This is a genomic window from Arachidicoccus ginsenosidivorans, assembly GCF_007971385.1.
Classification (GTDB): Bacteria; Bacteroidota; Bacteroidia; order Chitinophagales; family Chitinophagaceae; genus Arachidicoccus; species Arachidicoccus ginsenosidivorans.
This window is the reverse complement of sequence record NZ_CP042434.1, coordinates 976,596-993,650: the sequence shown is the minus strand read 5'-3', so window position 1 is coordinate 993,650 and position 17,055 is coordinate 976,596. Positions and strand designations below refer to the sequence as shown.

Here is a 17,055-nt window from a genome sequence, read left to right as displayed (position 1 = left end):
GATTCCATATTACATTGATGCTTTGTTTGACAGTTAACGTATTTTCTTAGTTATGTATCCTAGTGGGAGAGTACCCGACCGGAATAAATGCCATATAATAAAGCTAAACCAAATATAATAAAAATTGCCCCGGAAATCCTATTCACAATATGAATATTATGGGGCGTTAATCGGTTCCTGATCTTGCCGGCTAAAAATACTTTGGAGATATCCAGAGTAAAAGTGAATATCAGGCAGGTTAAAAATACGACGATCCGATACTGGATCTCATAGGGGAGATAGTTTTTGGCACTGACCATAATACTGGCCGAGGTCGCAATCCAGAATAAAATAACTGCCGGATTTAAGGAATTCATTAAGAATCCGGAAAAAAAGATAGATAGTACGTCCCGATGACTGAGCTTTTTATGCAGGATTTCATTGTCCTCGTTGGTGATAGACTTTTTGAGGAAGAAGTTATAAAAGCCGAGTCCGATTAAAAAGAAACTACCGCCAAAACCAATGATCTTTTCCAGCATTCCGGTAGAGCTGAAGATCTGGGTAAAAAAGTTACATAAGATAACCAGCAGCGTATCCGACATGGATACGCCTAATATAAAGGCCACCCCGCCTTTGTGACCGTTACTAATGCTCTGTTTGATGATCGCAAAAATAACCGGGCCAACAGAAATGCCTAGCATAAGTCCGATAGCCAGACCTTTTATTATTGCTGAAAATAACATTAAATATATTACGGAAGGCTACCTGTTCAATTTTCGACTGGTCGCACCCCATGATTGTTTTTATAATTTAAAACAAATAAAGAAGGATCTGATAGCGTTTTACGCTATCAGATAAGCCTTTATAAGCGTGAAAATATAGAAATATTAGAGGATTTCAAATAATAAACCCTTAAAAAGCAAATTAATAGCCCTGTTCGGTTAAAAATTCTTCCAGGCTTCCAGTAAACCGCCCTTTAAAACCCGGGGGAATTTATGCTGGCCACCCATTTTGCCTCTGATTTCCAGAAATTTAAGAAAAGTCTCTTCCGGAAAAACTTCCACAAAGATTTCTCTGAGTGCACTTTTTCTTTCCACTGCGTAGTCATCATTGAGCGCTTTGAGGTGCTTATCAATGACTGCAGCAAGGACTGGTTTGTCCACCGGCTGATCACAGGCGACAAACCACCTATGGGCGAAAAAACTGCCATGCGGTTCGCCAGATACCGTAAATTCTGTAATGGGAAGGTCCAGCTCTTCTCCAGCCAGCTGAATAGCCTTGTTCATATTATCTACACTCAGATGTTCCCCTACCAGACTTAAGAAATGTTTAGTCCTGCCTGATATAATAATTTCTGAGCGGGAGACATCCGTGAAACGGATCGTGTCTCCCAGTAAATAACGCCAGGCACCTGCCGGTGTGCTTATTAGTAATGCATAGTCTTTTCCTTCACTGACCTGGTGGGCCAGTAAGATCTCAGGATTTTCCACCAGATCGCCATCCGGGGTAAAATTTCGGTCATCAAAAGGAACAAATTCAAAGAAAATATGATCACTGACCACCAGACGCATACCACCGCAGGCGTCCTGACGGTTTTGGTAGGCGATAAACCCTTCGCTGGCCAGATAGGTCTCAATATAAGTCAGGGGTTTTCCCAGTAGTTTATTGAACCCTTTCTTATAAGGTTCAAAACTGACACCGCCGTGGACAAAATAGGAGAGATTGGGCCAGATTTCATGGATATTATTGAGATGATACTTCTCAATAACCATCTCCATACACATTTGTACCCATGCCGGGACACCTACAATAAACCCAATATCCCAATCGCCGGCATTATCAACGATCTCCTCCAATTTCTTATTCCAGTCTTTTTCCCGGGCAATTTCCTTAGTGGGCTTATAAAAAGGCTGGAACCAGAAAGGCGATTTTTTGACCGTAATACCACTCAGGTCACCCAGGTAATGGCCGATTCCTTTTTGCAGATCAGTGCTGCCACTAAGTAGTAGCCAGCCACGTCCAATAGAGCGGACATTGATATCTGTATAATTACGCAGGCTGAGCAGTTGCTTGATCATGACCAGCTTATTGCCTTGGAGCAGGTCATTTGTAATAGGCAGGTATTTACTGGCAGCATCACTGGTGCCACTGGAAAGGGCGTAGTATTTTACTTTGCCAGGCCAGCAGACATCCGGCTTGTTTTCCAAAGAACGGTGCCACCATTGCTTATAGATCGAGCTATAATTATAAATAGGCACGTTTTGCTGAAAGGCTTTCACCGGGTCAGGCTGCATTAATATATTATCAAAATGATACTTTTGTCCGAACTCCGTAAATCTGGCTTTATGCAACAACTTCTTCAGTATCCTTAGCTGTTGCTTACACACATCCCCATTAGCCAGGCGCAAAGCCTTTGCCATCCGGTTGGGAAGTTTAATATCAAAAATGGCCATTCACTAATAAATAAATTAAAAAATGGAAGCAAGTCAGATTCAAGTTTTCCTTAAAAGAGGAATCTGCTCACTATCGTACATTGCATCGTTAGGTGCAAAGATAGCCGAGTTTTTGTATATTCTCCCAGGAAAAAATCTAATGAATGGTAATTGTTAAAGGTGTTTTAAAGCTTCCTCTAATAATAACCCTTTATCGATGGCAACGGTACCAACCTGTTCGCAGACAAGCCCACCGGCTATATTACCCAGCTCAGCGGCAAGTGACATATCGGCTGTCAGCGCAAAAACCAGGCTGATCACTGCAATGACGGTATCGCCTGCACCGCTCACGTCGGCAATATTGCGAATTTTGGCAGGAATCAGTCTTGACTGCTCCCCGCTTTTTTGGTAAAAAACACCCTTTTCTGATAAGGTAAATAAGGAATAAGTGTGTCCCAACTCTTTAAAGAGCGCCTCATGCATTACCCTCAGGCTTTCCATACCGAGTTTACCTGAATCAGTTAGGCCGAGTGCCGTTTTAATTTCACCCAGATTGGGTTTAAAGATGGTCACTTCTTTATATAAAAAGAAATGCTGATGCTTGGGATCAACGGCTGTGATTACCCCATATTTTTTTGCAAGCCCAATGGCGCCTTCAATTACTTTAGGTGTTAAAACCCCTTTATTGTAATCCTCCAGGATTAAAAGTTTGGGCTTTTGGGTTTTAAAGAATGTTTCTAATTGTTCTAATAGTTGGATTTCCAGATGTTTAGGTAAATTATCCGTGATCTCGTTGTCCAGGCGCATCACCTGCTGATTGCGGGCCATTATCCTGGTTTTGCGGGTTGTGGGTCGGTCTGGACTAAGCAGAATGTGCTGCGGGCTGATCTGTTGGGTTTCAAGCAGGTTGAATAAGGCACTGCTATAACTGTCTTCACCTGCAACAGAAAATAAATGAACCTGTGCCCCCAATGAGGCCAGGTTCAGTGCTACGTTAGCTGCACCACCCAATCGGAGCTCTTCTCTTTGGACGTAGACGATTGGGACAGGCGCTTCCGGGGATATTCTGTCAACCTGACCCCATAGATAGCTGTCAAGCATAACATCCCCCAGTACGGCTACGGTTATGTTTTTAAATCCGTCAAATACCCCCTGAATCATGGATTTAGGGGAAGAAGTAGTTTTATTCTTAGAATCTGTTGAAATTGAATTGTCTGCCAATTTAAAAAAGTTGATCGTTTACCAAAGAGCAACAAAGGCAGTAATAATATCTGTTTTGCCTGATAAAACCTGCTGCCCGCTTCGGCGCAAAGTTAATAACTTCCCTGCTATGAACAGTTCTTAGTGGGGAAGGCTTTCATTTTAAGTAGGATGTTTACACCCTACTTCTTTTTACCCATTTTCCCCCTTTTAAAATCCCCTACGGCTAAGAGCACCATTTTTAGTGTCTGCCATTTATTAGGACCATATAACAAATTGTTTTTTATCCGGTGCATAAGCGCGGTAGTTCTTACTTTAAATACATGGCCTAATACGTCCTTGTATTTCTCCCGTACATACAGAAAATTGCGTACCATATAATAGAGCCGGAGCGGGGAATGGAAGCTGGTTGATCTGCTGCTGCCCTGGATGGTTTTGATATTGACGGCTTCTCCTAGTTGGTGCTGGAGAAAAATATGGGTGAACTGGATTACCTGATAGCCCCTGAGACTGGCCCGATAGCAATATTCATGGTCTACTTCATCGATAAATAAGCTTTCATCAAAAGGGCCAATGTCTTTATATAAGGATAGATTCACGAGGCTGCCGGAAGTGATTAACTGATCTGCCTTTTCACTGAGATCTGCAATCAGTTCCGGTTTATTGACAGTTTCTACCCCAAACATGGCTACCTGGTCATGTCCGGGAAATTCCCTTGCATAATCAAAATAGGCCTGGATATGTTCCGGCTCAAAATAAGAATCCTGATCCATGGTCAATAGCCACTGATAACCGTCAGCAATGGCCTTTTCTGCCACCTGGTTTAACCTGGTGGCAATGCCTTCATTGCCACCAGTATTAATTAAGGTGATTTTGCTGTTATCCAGAATACCACTGGAAAAAGATAATTTGGGCTCACTATTGTCGGCGATATAGAGATGATCCACCAAACCCAGGTAAGACTGGATATTGCTAGTAACCTCTGGTCCAGGTTGGTAAGTAATAACAATTGCGGCAATGGATCCCATAGGATATATTAATTTATAAGTGATCGGACAGGAAAATTACCACAAAAATTATACAATAAGTCGAAAAGAAGTGGAAAACGCAATTGTATTGGTATTATTGCTTATGGAAGGGCATTATTCAGTAACAAAATTAAATCGTTTGTATTCAGTTTTTGTAAAATTAGCGAGAGGTAAGACCTTTTGTGAATGACAACTGGACAATGAGTATAAATAATTAAATAATATATACATAATACATTGATTAATATGTAAATGTATTTATTTTTTAATTTATGGATTAAAAATAATTGGCTAATTTTGGTCGTTATTTTAGTATTACAGTTTTGAAGCGTATTATAAAATTATAATTGTGGCAAATAAGAATCAACCATTCATTTCAATTTGCATTCCAGCATATAAAAACACATCCTATTTAAAAAGGCTGCTCGACAGCATTGCTATACAAACCTTTAAAGATTATGATGTCTTTATTTCAGATGATAGCCCAGATGATGCAGTAGAAAAATTAGTTGCAACATACAGCGATCGGATTCCAGAGATTGTTTACAAATCAAATTCAAGACCTAGAGGTATGCCGGATAATTGGAATTATGCAATAAGCCAATCAAAAGGTCAATGGAAAAAGATAATGCATGATGACGATTGGTTTTCCGACAAGGATAGTTTGTCTATTTTTGCTGCGGAGGCGCAAAAAGAAGACATTGATTTTGTTTTTTCTAATTACGTAAATCAGTATTTGAATAAATCCAAGTCGAAGATTGTTGTTTTCCCAAAATATAAGCTAAAGAAGGTTGAAGAAAATCCATTATTATTGATGTCAGGCAACTTAATTGGACCACCTAGTGTTTGCATGATAAGAGCAGAAGTGATGGTGATGTATAATCCAGACCTTCATTGGTTGGTAGATATCGATTATTATATTCAGGTTTTGTTAAAAAAAGTAGGGGTGGCACATATTAGCAAAGCACTTATTTGTATAGGTGTCAATCAGGAACAGGTCACCCAATCTGTTAAAAATAATCCCACGGTGGAGATAGGGGAGGCCAAAAAGATTTTAGATAGGTATCATGAAAATTGGTTAAAGAATATAGTTGTATATGATGGTTGGTGGCGCTTATTAAGGAATATGAAGGTCAAAAGCTACGATCAACTAACAGCATATGGTGGTGGGAATTGGCCAGATTTATTAATTAGGATGTTGGAGCATCAAAGAAAAGTCCCTTATGGCCTTTTGAAAAGGGGCATTTTTTCTAAAATATTCATGTTTGGTTCATATTTGAGTCAATTACCTAAGATGAAAGATTAAAAGACTTTATCTTTATCACGAATGGAATTAAAATTAAGTGGATGGTTATAGGTAATGGAATGATAGCAACTCGGTTTGCACCATATCAGCACGAAGATGGATTTTTGATATACGCCTCAGGTGTATCGAATTCTAATTGCCTTGACCAGAAAGCCTTTAACAGAGAATATGATCTTTTACGGCAATATGCTTTACGGCATCCGGATAAAATATTAGTGTATTTTAGTACCTGTAGTATATTGGATGATGAGCAAAAGGGAATTCCTTATGTTCAGCACAAAATTTCCATGGAAAATTGGATCCAAGGTAATGTAAAAAAGTTTGTAATTTTTAGAATTTCGAATCCTATTGGTAACACAAACAATACGCATACCTTTTTTAATTTTTTTCTAAATCAAATTATCAAAAAACATCCATTTGATATTTGGCGATTCGCTTCCAGAAATATTTTGGATATTGATGATATGTATAAAATTTGTGATTATATTTTAAGACACGAATTTTTTATGAATCAAATCGTAAATGTAGCAAATATTACAAATTATTCTGTATTGGATATTGTTGAAGCAATTGAAAAGCATTACCAGATAAAGGGAATTTACAATATTGTAAATAGGGGGAATGGCCCATTAATCCCTACGATTGAAATTCATCCAATTATTAGCCAATTGCAGATTGATTTTTCACATAATTATATTGAAAGGATTTTAAATAAGTATTTTTGAGCAATGAAATCCTATAAGAAATCCAGATTAAAATTAAAATTCGAGTTGCTTTGTATGTTTCCCTTTGTCTTATTGGGAAGGATATATGGTAAATATCGACAGTTAAGATTTCCAGTCGATATATTCTTTTTTTTTCCGAATGCTGACATTGGTGGTTCCCCAAAAGTGAATCTGGATATTGTGGATTGTATTAAAAAAGACAAAAAATGCCTGATTATATTCTCTAAAAAGCCAAAGAATAATTTATTTGCTGAGAGATTTAAAGCTCTTGGGGTTCCAATCATAGATCTTCATTCCAAAATTGATAATAAGCTCTTTCATTTTGTTAATTTCTTTTACAGAGGGGTTATTGCTAGCTGGATAGAGGCGCAGGGTAGTGCTACTGTAATGGGTGGAGAATGCATTTTTTTGTATAAGATTGTACCTCATTTATCAAAAAGGATTAAAAAGATCGAATTGATTCATTTGTCTACTTGGATTAATTATTCAATAGCCTTTGCCCCTTATTTGGATATTCGTTTATTTAGTACCATGCATCTAATGCGCGAAGTAAAGAACGTTTATTTGAAAGCTGGCGTTCCTGTCGATTATGAAGATCGTTTTCGTTTTATGGATAATAGTATTGAAATTCCGACAAATGAGGTGATCAATAATGAAATATTGCAAGTAATATTTGTAGGTCGTGGCGCTCCACAGAAAAGACCCGAATTGATTGCCAGGATTGCTCGCATTCTTTTTGAGGAAAATGTAGGAGTACATTTTAGTTTTGTCGGCGATGTTGAACTTGTTTTTAATACTGATGATTATCCTTTTTGTACCTTTTATGGCAACATTAACGACGAGCAAAGGTTAAAGCAGATTTATGAAAAAGCAGATGTTTTAATGCTAACATCAGAATTTGAAGGATTACCAATAGTCGTGATGCAAATGATGGCTTATGGCAAAATAGTGGTTTCCACAGCTGTAGGTGGCATACCAGATTATATTAAAGATGGAGAAAACGGGTATTTAATCACGGCTATGGAGGATAACAAAATAATCGAGGAAGGTGTAGCAATTATAAAAAAGGTGATTTCAAACAAGGAAACTACCAGGGCAATGGGTATCTTCAATAAGGAAAAAGCCGTCGAATTATTTGGTAAAAATACTTTTTGTAGGAATATTAAAGGATTATTAATTGGGTCATAACCCTCTAATTGCATGGACTGCCTTTTTTGCAATCTGATCCCAGTCAAAATGAGCTAAAAATGCAGGCGGTACAGGTGTGTAAATAGCCGCTCTGGCCGTAAGGATCGCCTGAGCAAAAGCCTTAATATCCTGATCGGGAACAATTTTTAATTTTCCTTCCAGCAAGCCCGGATCAATACCAATAGCGCCACTCTGAAAAGATACGGCTGCAGCGCCACCCGCCAGCGCTTCTACCAATTTTGTTTTAATACCTCCACCCAGCCAGATCGGATTTAAGAAGATTTCTGCTGCCTGAAAGACCTGCTCAATATCAGGGACAAATCCAAGTACGGTAAGATTTTCCGTTTTTTGGTGTTGATATTTTGCAGGAATATCCCGGCCACAGATCAATAAATGAAAATTAGCATCCAATTTAAGCAGTTCAGGATAGATCTTATCCATTAGGATTTCTAGTGCCTGATCATTGGGTGGATAGCCAAATATGCCATTAAATAATAAAAGCGTTTTATCCTGCGGGATATGATGCGTGCTTTTATAATTGACCACCACCTTTTGTTTGTTCTGGGGCATTAAGGTATTTTGCCCTTCCAATCCGTAAGTGATCACCGAGGTTCGTTCTGTTTTAATACCATAAGTGGTTACTGCATAGTCCGCGTCCTCTTTGGTAATAAAAAAGGAATGACTGGCCTTTCTGTGTGCCCAGCGCTCATAATCGGCCAGTATGCGCCACCACCATTTGCCCAGTGCCTTAAAACGAAGCGCTTCAATATTATGGGAGCGAATAACAAGCGGTAAACCTGTTGCAAGTTTTAGCAACCAACCCAGCCACGCTAAATAAGGGTGTTCAATAACAATTACCTCAATCTGGTTTTCTTTGATGAGTTGCTTTAACTTAATAAAATTGATGGGGTTAATATATCTTTTGATGCCACTACCCAATAAGGGCAATAGTTTAAAATGTAAAGGCACTTTGTCCTCACCTGTATTATTGCCATCTGTAGATACACAAATAAGGTCTACTTGTTTACCTAAATGCTGATCCAGATAATACACGGCCCTTTGCCCACCTGAAGACGCTGGGATAAACGTATAGGGTGCAATGGTTAGGACCTTTTTCCAAGAGTTCGATTCCATAAATGACGTTGAGCGTCGCAAAATTAAAATGCTATTTATGTAGGTTTTGGGTTTCTGACTCTTTTGTTTTATTTTTTTTCTTGTAGCAAAAGAAAATAGAAATTAAAATCGAGATCCAGAAAATGACATTTGATATGTATCCTGCCGTTTGTGACGCAGCAACAACGGTCGGTTCAAACCTAAAGCTAATTGTGTGATCACCTGCCGGAACAGCCAGACCTCGCAATACATAATCCGTCTGGACATAATCAGTTTTTTTGCCGTCAATATATGCGTTCCAACCAGCTGGATAATAGATCTCACTTAAAACGGCGAATTGAGCCGTCTTAGCGGAGGTTTTATATTGGATGGAATCATTGTCATAACTGACTAACTGTATGCTGGCAGTACTATCATAAACCGGCGCTGGGCCGGCATTTTTACTATCCGCCTGCAGTACAAAGGCCGTATCGGTGGGATTGAAGTTGCCAATAGCTTTAAGTGCATCAACTGTGGTTGCTACTGGCTGCACATGTTTTACAAACCAGGCGGCTCCCAGAGCACCTGGATTTTTCTGAACAGCTGTCTGCCCCTGTTTTTGGCCCGGTACAATAATATAACGGGTGTCCAGCATATCCAGGATCGATTGGTTAAGCTGTCCACTCATATGGGCAGCCACCATATTTTGATAGATCAAGAGCTTGGCCGCATGATATCCGCCCAGCGACCGGTGATAATAAGAGGTGGAGGCATCTGTAAATGGATCTCCTGCCGCAAGATTCAGTACCCGGTAATGGGGGCTTTTGTCTTGAAGTATGGCCTGATCGGCGGAAGTCTCCTGAAAAGCAGTGGATTCAGCGACAGCTGGTTCCATATATTGATCCTTATTCAGGTACATGCTATCTACCTTCAATAAATCAATCATCGTGACCACTAAAAGCAGACTGATAATAACCGTAGGCTTCATCAGCTTTTTCGTATAGGCATAAATGGCCGCCAGGAGGATTACACTAAATAAGACAACCCGGCCAATACCAGAAAGGAACATGGATTTTCTGGCACTTTCCAGTGTGTGTAAAATGCCGGATCCTCCTACCTGAGGCTGATTTAAAAACTCCTTTAAGGGTGGATTGTTCAAAGAATAATCTTGGCCGATATAGATCAGCAGTAAAAGGGCGATAAATCCACCTAGGGCATACAGGATTTTTTTATTGTTCTTTGTGATAAAATCAGTCGCCTCTTTATTGAAAAATAATTTTTGAAGTGCGATACCTGCCATTAGTGGCAAAAGTAATTGCGGAATAATCATCGCCATAGAAGGCGCCCTGAACTTATTATAAAGTGGTAAATGATCAAAGAGGAACTGATTGAAACCTTCAAAATAATTACCCCATGCCATAAAAGTCGTCAGCACGGTTGCGATTAATATCCACCATTTATGCTTGGAAGGGCAAACTACCCAGCCTATAATGGCCAGCAGGACAATTAAGGTTCCGGCATAAATAGGGCCCGAGGTAAAAGGGATAACACCGCCCCAATACTTTGATAAAACGCCTTGCATAACCTGATTTAATTGTTGAGGAGGCAGTTTACCGTTTAACTGACCGCCCAGTTGCATGGCCTGATTATACATATCTGACCCCTGGTCAAACATATTGCCGGTATAGCCGCCAAAGGCGTTGGGCATGGCCAGCTCAAAGGTCTCCGCTTTGGCTAATGAATATTGAAAGGCATAGCTTTCATCGAGGCCGGATTTTTTAGCGATTTGCTTTGGCGTGCCTGAACTCAGATCAATGCCACTACCTCCACGAATGGTATATTTGGCATATTGATACGTGGGGAATATGGCCATAGCCTGATTGCCCAGGGCAATGGCTGCAGCCAGGATGGCCAGCGATAAGGCGACTGCCATTCGTTTCCACTCAGCTGATTTTACCCAACGGATTATATAAGCAACCGTCATGATTCCAATACAGACCAAAAGGTAATATGTCACCTGGGGATGATTGGCGCCTATCTCCATGGTGGCAAAAAATGTGGTTACGATCATACCAATGGCATACCTCCCTTCATACAGTAATATTAATCCGGCAATCAGTGCAGGCATATAGGCCATGGCAAATAACTTGGTCTCATGCCCTGCTACCACGATGACGGGGGTATAAGTTGCATAGGCAAATGCCAGACTGGCCAGCACACCAATAATGGGTTTTAAGCGCACCGTCTGCGTCAAAATATAAAAACAAATACAAAACAAAAAGAAAAAGGCAATCGGTTTTGGAAGCCAAAGGGTCAGGATGGCGGTAAAATTGGGTAAAAAACTATGACTGAATAATTCAATCTGATAATTGGGCATCCCGCTAAAGCCATGGGTATTCCACAAAGGAAAGTGACCATGCAGCTCTTTGTAATTGAATGCATCTTGGGCCATGCCTTTCCAATGGAGTATGTCACTTTGTTGCAGCACATCCCCACTCAAGGCGGGATGACAATAGATAACGGCAACAATTAAAAAGACCAGAATAGCGATCAAATGCGGAAAGACCTGTTTCCAATTAATAGACTTCATCTAATAGGGGTTTGTATTGTTCACAAACCTAAAAGGAAAATTCCAATTGTGCAAATATTTGCGTACCTGAAAGCCAGGTTGTGAGGGGATATCACTTAATACAACAAAAAAGGCAGTCTATTAATAGACTGCCTTTTGGTAATTATATTAGGATTTAAACTTATTTATTGACTTGACGAATATCAGAGGCCACAAAGTATTTTTGCTGGCTAATCATGTCTACCATGATTTGCGTCGTTTCCTTTAAGTAGACATCTTAGAGACATCGGTCTTCCATTTTTATAAAAATCCACTTTGGTTTTATCTGGGTTCTCCACAAATTATTTATAATCTACCGCCATAATAGTGATGGACAATGGATCTTTCAATTTTACCCCCCATTGTACCCCCTGATCTCTGTATTTTGGCTGAAATTTTGCTGGTCAGCCTAGTTCGGTATATCTTTGAAGTGCACTTAGCAGGATTTTGAAAATAATACTGGTTGGCTGGTTTATAAATAACAGGATTAATTTTGCATTTACGGCCCACCCGCTGTCAAATATGGGGGTAAAGACCTCATTATTTTGCAGACTTATTCGTTCAGGAGCAGTTCACAAACCGGTCTGGATAATTTGGAGCCATGAGTACAATACGATACCAATAAGATGGCCCACAATTGTAAAAGATCTGAGGATGAACCTTCCACTGAACCCGTTTTTGAAGACAAATCACGGTTAACAGGTGCCCATCGGTACCCCGTAAAACATTTATGCATAAAGACCTCAAACAATGAGCCCGCTACAATTTGCCCACAATCTGGTGTCTGCCGTCAAAAAAAGTTTGAGCCGGTCTTTTTCAATAACAAGCCGTCGCAGCTCTCCTGGGGCCAGGCCAAGTATCATAAACATCTGGATGACGTTACGCCCAAAAACATCAGAATCGATGGTGTCAGCTTCATCTATGAACACCGTCATTCTCTTTTTCATACCTATGAAGAGATCTTTGTCCGGGAAATCTATCGATTCGAAGCTGCCAGCGCCAATCCGTTGATTATTGACTGTGGCGCGAATATTGGCCTTAGTATATTGTATTTCAAGAAAATATACCCTGCTGCTCGTGTCATCGGTTTTGAGCCGGATCCCCATAACTTTCATTTATTGCAGAAAAATCTGCTGCAAAATCCGACGCTAAATGTATCGGTTGACCTGATTAAAAAGGCCTTATGGACAAACAATAACGGAATCTCCTTTCAGGCAGAAGGTTCCGAAGGCAGCAAAGTAAATGAGCAAAACACAGCAGGTAGCACTTGGGTGGAAACCCAGGATCTAAATGAACTATTGGAAGGTTTCGATTATGTTGATTTCCTTAAGGTTGATATCGAAGGGGCCGAAAATCAAGTTATCCCAGCGGCGAAAGACCAGCTGCATAAGGTAAAAAACATGTTTTTGGAATACCATGGCAAAACCGATCAGCTAAATCAACTGAACCGGCTTCTAAACTTGATAGGTGAGATGGGATTCTCAGTCTACATGACTACTGCCGACGACTCAATTCAGCAACCTTTTGTCCAGAAGCATTCTAAAAATAATTTTGACGTCCAGCTAAATATATTCTGTTTCAGACCATAGAGTTCTTTCAGTTATGGTAGCGGTCAACAACATGACATGTAATATTTTTTGAAATCGGCATCAGCAGTTATGGCGGTCGGTATCCCGATGACCAATGTTCCATTTTACCCCCCCCCCAAAAAAAAAAAAAAAAGATAGAAGCTTACGTAACGATATGCTTCATAGCATACTTGGTATATAAGGAGCTGGAAAGGATCTTAATGCTTAAAAAGATAAAATTAAGCGTGGGCCAGGTCTTGAGGATAGTGTCCCATTGTCAAAATCAGCAATATTTGTGCAGCTGAAAGTCAGTTCAGAAGGGGATAAGACATAAGACAACAAAAAAGGCAGTCTTTTAATAGACTGCCTTTTGGTGATTATTTTAGGATTTACACTTATTTATTGACTTGGCCGATATCAGAAGCCGCAAAGTATTTTGCTGGCTAATCATATCTTCCATGATTTGCGTCGTTTCCTTTAAGTAGACATCTTTAGAGACATCGGTCTTCCATTTTTTATAAAAATCCACTTTGGTTTTATCTGGATTCTCCACAAATTGCTTGTAATCTACCGGCATAATGGTGATGGACAAAGGATCTTTCAATTTTACGCCCTTGTCGTCCTTATCAAACATCTTACGGATTTTATCCTGATCTGCCTTATATGTTTTCAGGTTCAGGCTGACGGGTCTGTTTTCATTGGCATCCATCCAGGTATTGGTATGGGTGATGGCCTTAAACACCGGATCCTGGCTGATGCGTTGATTGGCTCTGGCGATGACAGAATCGGTATTATAGGCAGGGTGCCAGATTGTATAGGTAGCTGGGTTGATCTTATCCCAAGGCAGGGCAGAAGGATTATCCTTTTCCCTGGCTTTAACAGATTCCAGTAAATCAGGCAGTACGATATCAGAAGAAACTCCTTTTAGCTGGGTAGAGCCGCCATTGATACGGTAAAACTTCTCAACCGTCAATTTAAGGCCACCGAACTCAGGCATACCATTCGCATTGGGTTTGCCCAGAGGCAACTGCGTCTGTACTGTTCCTTTGCCATAGGTAGAAGTGGAGCCGACAATAATAGCGCGGTGGTAATCCTGCATAGCGGCCGCAAAGATTTCTGAGGCGGATGCACTGAACTCATTGACCATAACAATCATGGGTCCATCATACATTACCCCGTCAGAATCATTGTTATCCATTAACTGCTGGCTCTGATCGCTGCGGTTTTTCACCTGTACGGCAGGACCGGATTTTACAAAATAACCAATCATCTTATTGACGTCTGCCAGTGATCCCCCTGGATTGGTACGCAGATCAATAATCAGCCCTTTGATGCCAGCTGCTTTTAGTTTCTTAAGTTCTTTTGCGACATCTACAGCAGAGCGGGCACCTTTGTCATCCTGGAAGTCCGCATAGAACTGCGGCAGGCTCAGGTAACCAATTTTTTGATTATTGTGGTTGATAATTAAGCTTTTAGCTGCTGCCTGATCTAATTTAACTTCCTCACGGATAAGGCTTAAAGTCTCAATGGTACCGTCAGATGCCTTTTTGATCTGCAACCGGACAGTGGAGCCCTTAGCGCCACGGATCAGTTTTACGGCTTCAGTGATCTCATAACCACTCAAATCTACTAAAGGCGCCTCTCCGGTGGCGACCTTTAGGATGATATCCCCTACATTGATCTTCTTGCTTTTCCAGGCAGCGCCACCGGCAATTACGGATTCGATACTGATCTGGCCGTTTTTTTCCATGAGTTGTGCGCCAATACCATAAAAACGGTTACTCATCTCTTCATTGAACTCCCGTTGATCTAGTGGCGGCATATAATCCGAGTGCGGGTCCATTTCATGGGTAATCGTATTGACAAATAAGCTGAATTGCTGGGTGGCATTAAAAGTGGCCGGATTGAATCTTTTGTCAAAATACCTGTCATAATAAGACTTAACAGTTTCTCTAGCTTCCTTTTCCAGGGTTGCATCTGACTTTTTGGCCAAAGAATCTGTGGGCTTTGCCTTGGCCTTTTGAGAAAGCAAGTCATTATAAGCCACTAGTGTTCTGTATTTTAACCGATCATACCAGGCTTGTTTATCCGCTGTTTGATCTGCAGGATAATCCAGGCTGTCGCTGACCGGTTGGTAAGTCTGGTCCTTATTAAAATCAAAGGGTTTTGAGAGGATATCATGGTAAAGCGGCTTTAAATCCGCAATGCGCTGCTGGAATATACTGATGGCAGTAGGGTAGAACTTCATGGCGGCACGGCCATGGATCTCGTCGTCTATCTTGTCCTTATATACAGATAGGTTTTCTATGTCGGATTTTAAGAAGATGTTCTTTTCCCCGTCCAGTGAACCCAGAAATTTGTCAAAAATCTGCTCAGAGAATTTATCATCAATGGGTTTAGGAGAATAATGACGCTGTTCTATGATCATCCCCAGCCCCACCAGTAGTTGCTGCTGCCTGGTCAGGGTGTCATTTTCGTTACTGCCTCTACAGGAAAGAGCGCCCAGAATACCGCCCATTAATACCAAAGCAAACACGGGCAGCGCTTTTTTACTCATCATAAAGTTGTATATTTTTAATATCATTTTGTTCAAAATAATCGAAGGTAAACATAAACAATTAGAATTAATATTCAGCGTTGCAACATAAAAAAATGTCGCCGTCTAACATATTTGGCAGTTTTTTAATATTCAAGCATCATTTTTGTAAGAAATTGCGCAATATTTTTTTCTTGAATTATTTGGAAGAGATACTGAATTGTATATCTTTGCAACCCGAAACGGAGAGCATAGCTCAGTTGGTTAGAGCGTCGGATTGTGGTTCCGAAGGTCGTGGGTTCGAGACCCATTGTTCTCCCAAAAGTAAAATTTAAAAACCGTAATTGTCCTTTAAGCAATTATGGTTTTTTTGTGCCTTAAAAGTAAAAACTGGGTGCATCATTTGGGGGTAAAGCCTTGGTTTTGCTTAAGGGATTTTGCCGGGTGTTTTGCGGATAGATAAAGGCTGAATGCTTATCTTTACTATATTATAAAAATAATATTACCATAGGGTATAGCTTGCAGGTTTTATCTTCTATACTATAATAATATTTATACGATTACAATTTATGTCCACTATTTTAATTTCTGCACTTATAAATGGTATTGGTTGTTGGTTATGTGTCAGTTTGATGCTTTATCTGGTATTTAAACCCGAACAACCGGTAAATATAGCTGGAATAAAGGTCCAGGGGCCGTTCCGGCCAATTTTAAAAAACTGAGCCAGAAACTGGCTGATATTATTTATCAGTTAATCCTGACCCATAAAGAGAATTTAAAAAAGGAGATTACCGCGCAAGATAAGATGGATAAACTGATGCCGCAAATTGAATCACATATTGACTTTTTTTTAAGAGAAAAACTACCCAAATCAATGCCTATGGTAGCTATGCTCATTGGCGACAAGACCATTGGGCAAATCAAAGAGGTCTTTGTCTCAGAGATCAGTGTACTTTTCCCACAACTGATCGGGCAATATGCGGATGGCTTATTAGAAGATGACCGGTTATATCCCATGTTAACAGAAAAATTGCAATCTGCGGCAGTGTACAGTTATATTTCCGGGACGCAAAGCAAATTAAAAGGCCTGTTTTCTAAGGTAAAATGGGGCGCTTTGGTATTTGGCTTGATATATGGTTTGTTAATTGGGTTGATTGCTGCTTAGTTCACCTAAACATTTGCTGTTTTCACCGATTTTAAGAATCAGTGTCTTAACTATCAGGCCCAAAAAAGGTCTATACACGGGTTATTTGTAATTTGATAACACTGTTAATGTATTTTAAATCACACCTTTGCAGAATTCCAAAGGCTTTAAGATAACGTAATAGCAGGTTCTTTACTTTTATTACGATAAGAAAAACGCTTATTTAATTATTTAGACGCTGAAAATTCT

At 40.1% G+C, this 17,055-nt stretch carries 13 protein-coding genes and 1 tRNA gene; 7 read left to right on the top strand and 7 right to left on the bottom strand.

The features are described from left to right. Window positions 1-59: 59 nt before the first annotated feature. The 3 genes from FSB73_RS03895 to FSB73_RS03885 form a co-directional block, all read right to left on the bottom strand. Window positions 60-722 (bottom strand): LysE family translocator, encoded by a 663-nt coding sequence (locus tag FSB73_RS03895; RefSeq protein ID WP_146780209.1) that lies wholly within the window; start codon window positions 720-722, stop codon window positions 60-62. Window positions 723-920: 198 nt separating this feature from the next. Next, the gene (locus FSB73_RS03890; protein WP_146780208.1) at window positions 921-2,432 is read right to left on the bottom strand and encodes a GH3 family domain-containing protein; all 1,512 of its coding nucleotides are present in this window, start codon (window positions 2,430-2,432) and stop codon (window positions 921-923) included. Between the two features lie 153 nt (window positions 2,433-2,585). Beyond that, window positions 2,586-3,572, bottom strand: a complete 987-nt coding sequence (locus FSB73_RS03885) for a bifunctional heptose 7-phosphate kinase/heptose 1-phosphate adenyltransferase (protein WP_146780207.1) — start codon at window positions 3,570-3,572, stop codon at window positions 2,586-2,588. Between FSB73_RS03885 and FSB73_RS03880 the strand changes: the two genes are divergently transcribed. Beyond that, on the top strand, window positions 3,571-3,756 hold the full coding sequence (locus FSB73_RS03880; RefSeq protein ID WP_146780206.1) for a hypothetical protein: 186 nt from the start codon (window positions 3,571-3,573) through the stop codon (window positions 3,754-3,756). The genes FSB73_RS03885 and FSB73_RS03880 overlap by 2 nt on opposite strands. Before the next feature lie 37 nt (window positions 3,757-3,793). Here the strand turns inward: FSB73_RS03880 and FSB73_RS03875 are convergent, their stop codons facing one another. Then, window positions 3,794-4,639: a glycosyltransferase gene (locus tag FSB73_RS03875; protein ID WP_146780205.1), complete on the bottom strand. Its 846-nt coding sequence runs from the start codon at window positions 4,637-4,639 to the stop codon at window positions 3,794-3,796. A 349-nt stretch (window positions 4,640-4,988) separates the two neighbouring features. On the opposite strand from FSB73_RS03875, the gene FSB73_RS03870 reads away from it, so the two are divergent. The 3 genes from FSB73_RS03870 to FSB73_RS03860 are packed head-to-tail and all read left to right on the top strand — an operon-like array spanning window position 4,989 to window position 7,858. Next, window positions 4,989-5,945, top strand: coding sequence for a glycosyltransferase family 2 protein (locus tag FSB73_RS03870; RefSeq protein WP_158639403.1), 957 nt, complete (start codon window positions 4,989-4,991; stop codon window positions 5,943-5,945). A gap of 41 nt (window positions 5,946-5,986) precedes the next feature. After that, a complete protein-coding gene (locus FSB73_RS03865; RefSeq protein ID WP_146780203.1) occupies window positions 5,987-6,670 on the top strand; it encodes an NAD-dependent epimerase/dehydratase family protein in 684 nt (227 codons plus the stop codon). A 54-nt stretch (window positions 6,671-6,724) separates the two neighbouring features. Then, complete coding sequence (locus FSB73_RS03860; RefSeq protein ID WP_158639402.1) at window positions 6,725-7,858, top strand: glycosyltransferase family 4 protein; 1,134 nt, start codon at window positions 6,725-6,727, stop codon at window positions 7,856-7,858. Here the strand turns inward: FSB73_RS03860 and FSB73_RS03855 are convergent. Then, window positions 7,853-8,992 (bottom strand): glycosyltransferase family 4 protein, encoded by a 1,140-nt coding sequence (locus tag FSB73_RS03855; protein ID WP_146780201.1) that lies wholly within the window; start codon window positions 8,990-8,992, stop codon window positions 7,853-7,855. The genes FSB73_RS03860 and FSB73_RS03855 overlap by 6 nt on opposite strands. Before the next feature lie 31 nt (window positions 8,993-9,023). Continuing rightward, on the bottom strand, window positions 9,024-11,540 hold the full coding sequence (locus FSB73_RS03850) for a glycosyltransferase family protein (RefSeq protein WP_146780200.1): 2,517 nt from the start codon (window positions 11,538-11,540) through the stop codon (window positions 9,024-9,026). A gap of 644 nt (window positions 11,541-12,184) precedes the next feature. Between FSB73_RS03850 and FSB73_RS03845 the strand changes: the two genes are divergently transcribed. After that, complete coding sequence (locus FSB73_RS03845) at window positions 12,185-13,147, top strand: FkbM family methyltransferase (protein ID WP_146780199.1); 963 nt, start codon at window positions 12,185-12,187, stop codon at window positions 13,145-13,147. 361 nt (window positions 13,148-13,508) lie between these two features. Here FSB73_RS03845 and FSB73_RS03840 read toward each other — a convergent pair whose 3' ends face one another. Further along, entirely contained in the window at window positions 13,509-15,686 is a 2,178-nt protein-coding gene (locus FSB73_RS03840) for a carboxy terminal-processing peptidase (protein WP_158639401.1), read from the bottom strand. Between the two features lie 221 nt (window positions 15,687-15,907). Between FSB73_RS03840 and FSB73_RS03835 the strand changes: the two genes are divergently transcribed. Both FSB73_RS03835 and FSB73_RS03830 read left to right on the top strand, forming a co-directional pair. Then, window positions 15,908-15,981: transfer RNA gene (locus FSB73_RS03835), tRNA-His, on the top strand. A 498-nt stretch (window positions 15,982-16,479) separates the two neighbouring features. Beyond that, window positions 16,480-16,827: a hypothetical protein gene (locus tag FSB73_RS03830; RefSeq protein WP_158639400.1), complete on the top strand. Its 348-nt coding sequence runs from the start codon at window positions 16,480-16,482 to the stop codon at window positions 16,825-16,827. Window positions 16,828-17,055: the final 228 nt, after the last annotated feature.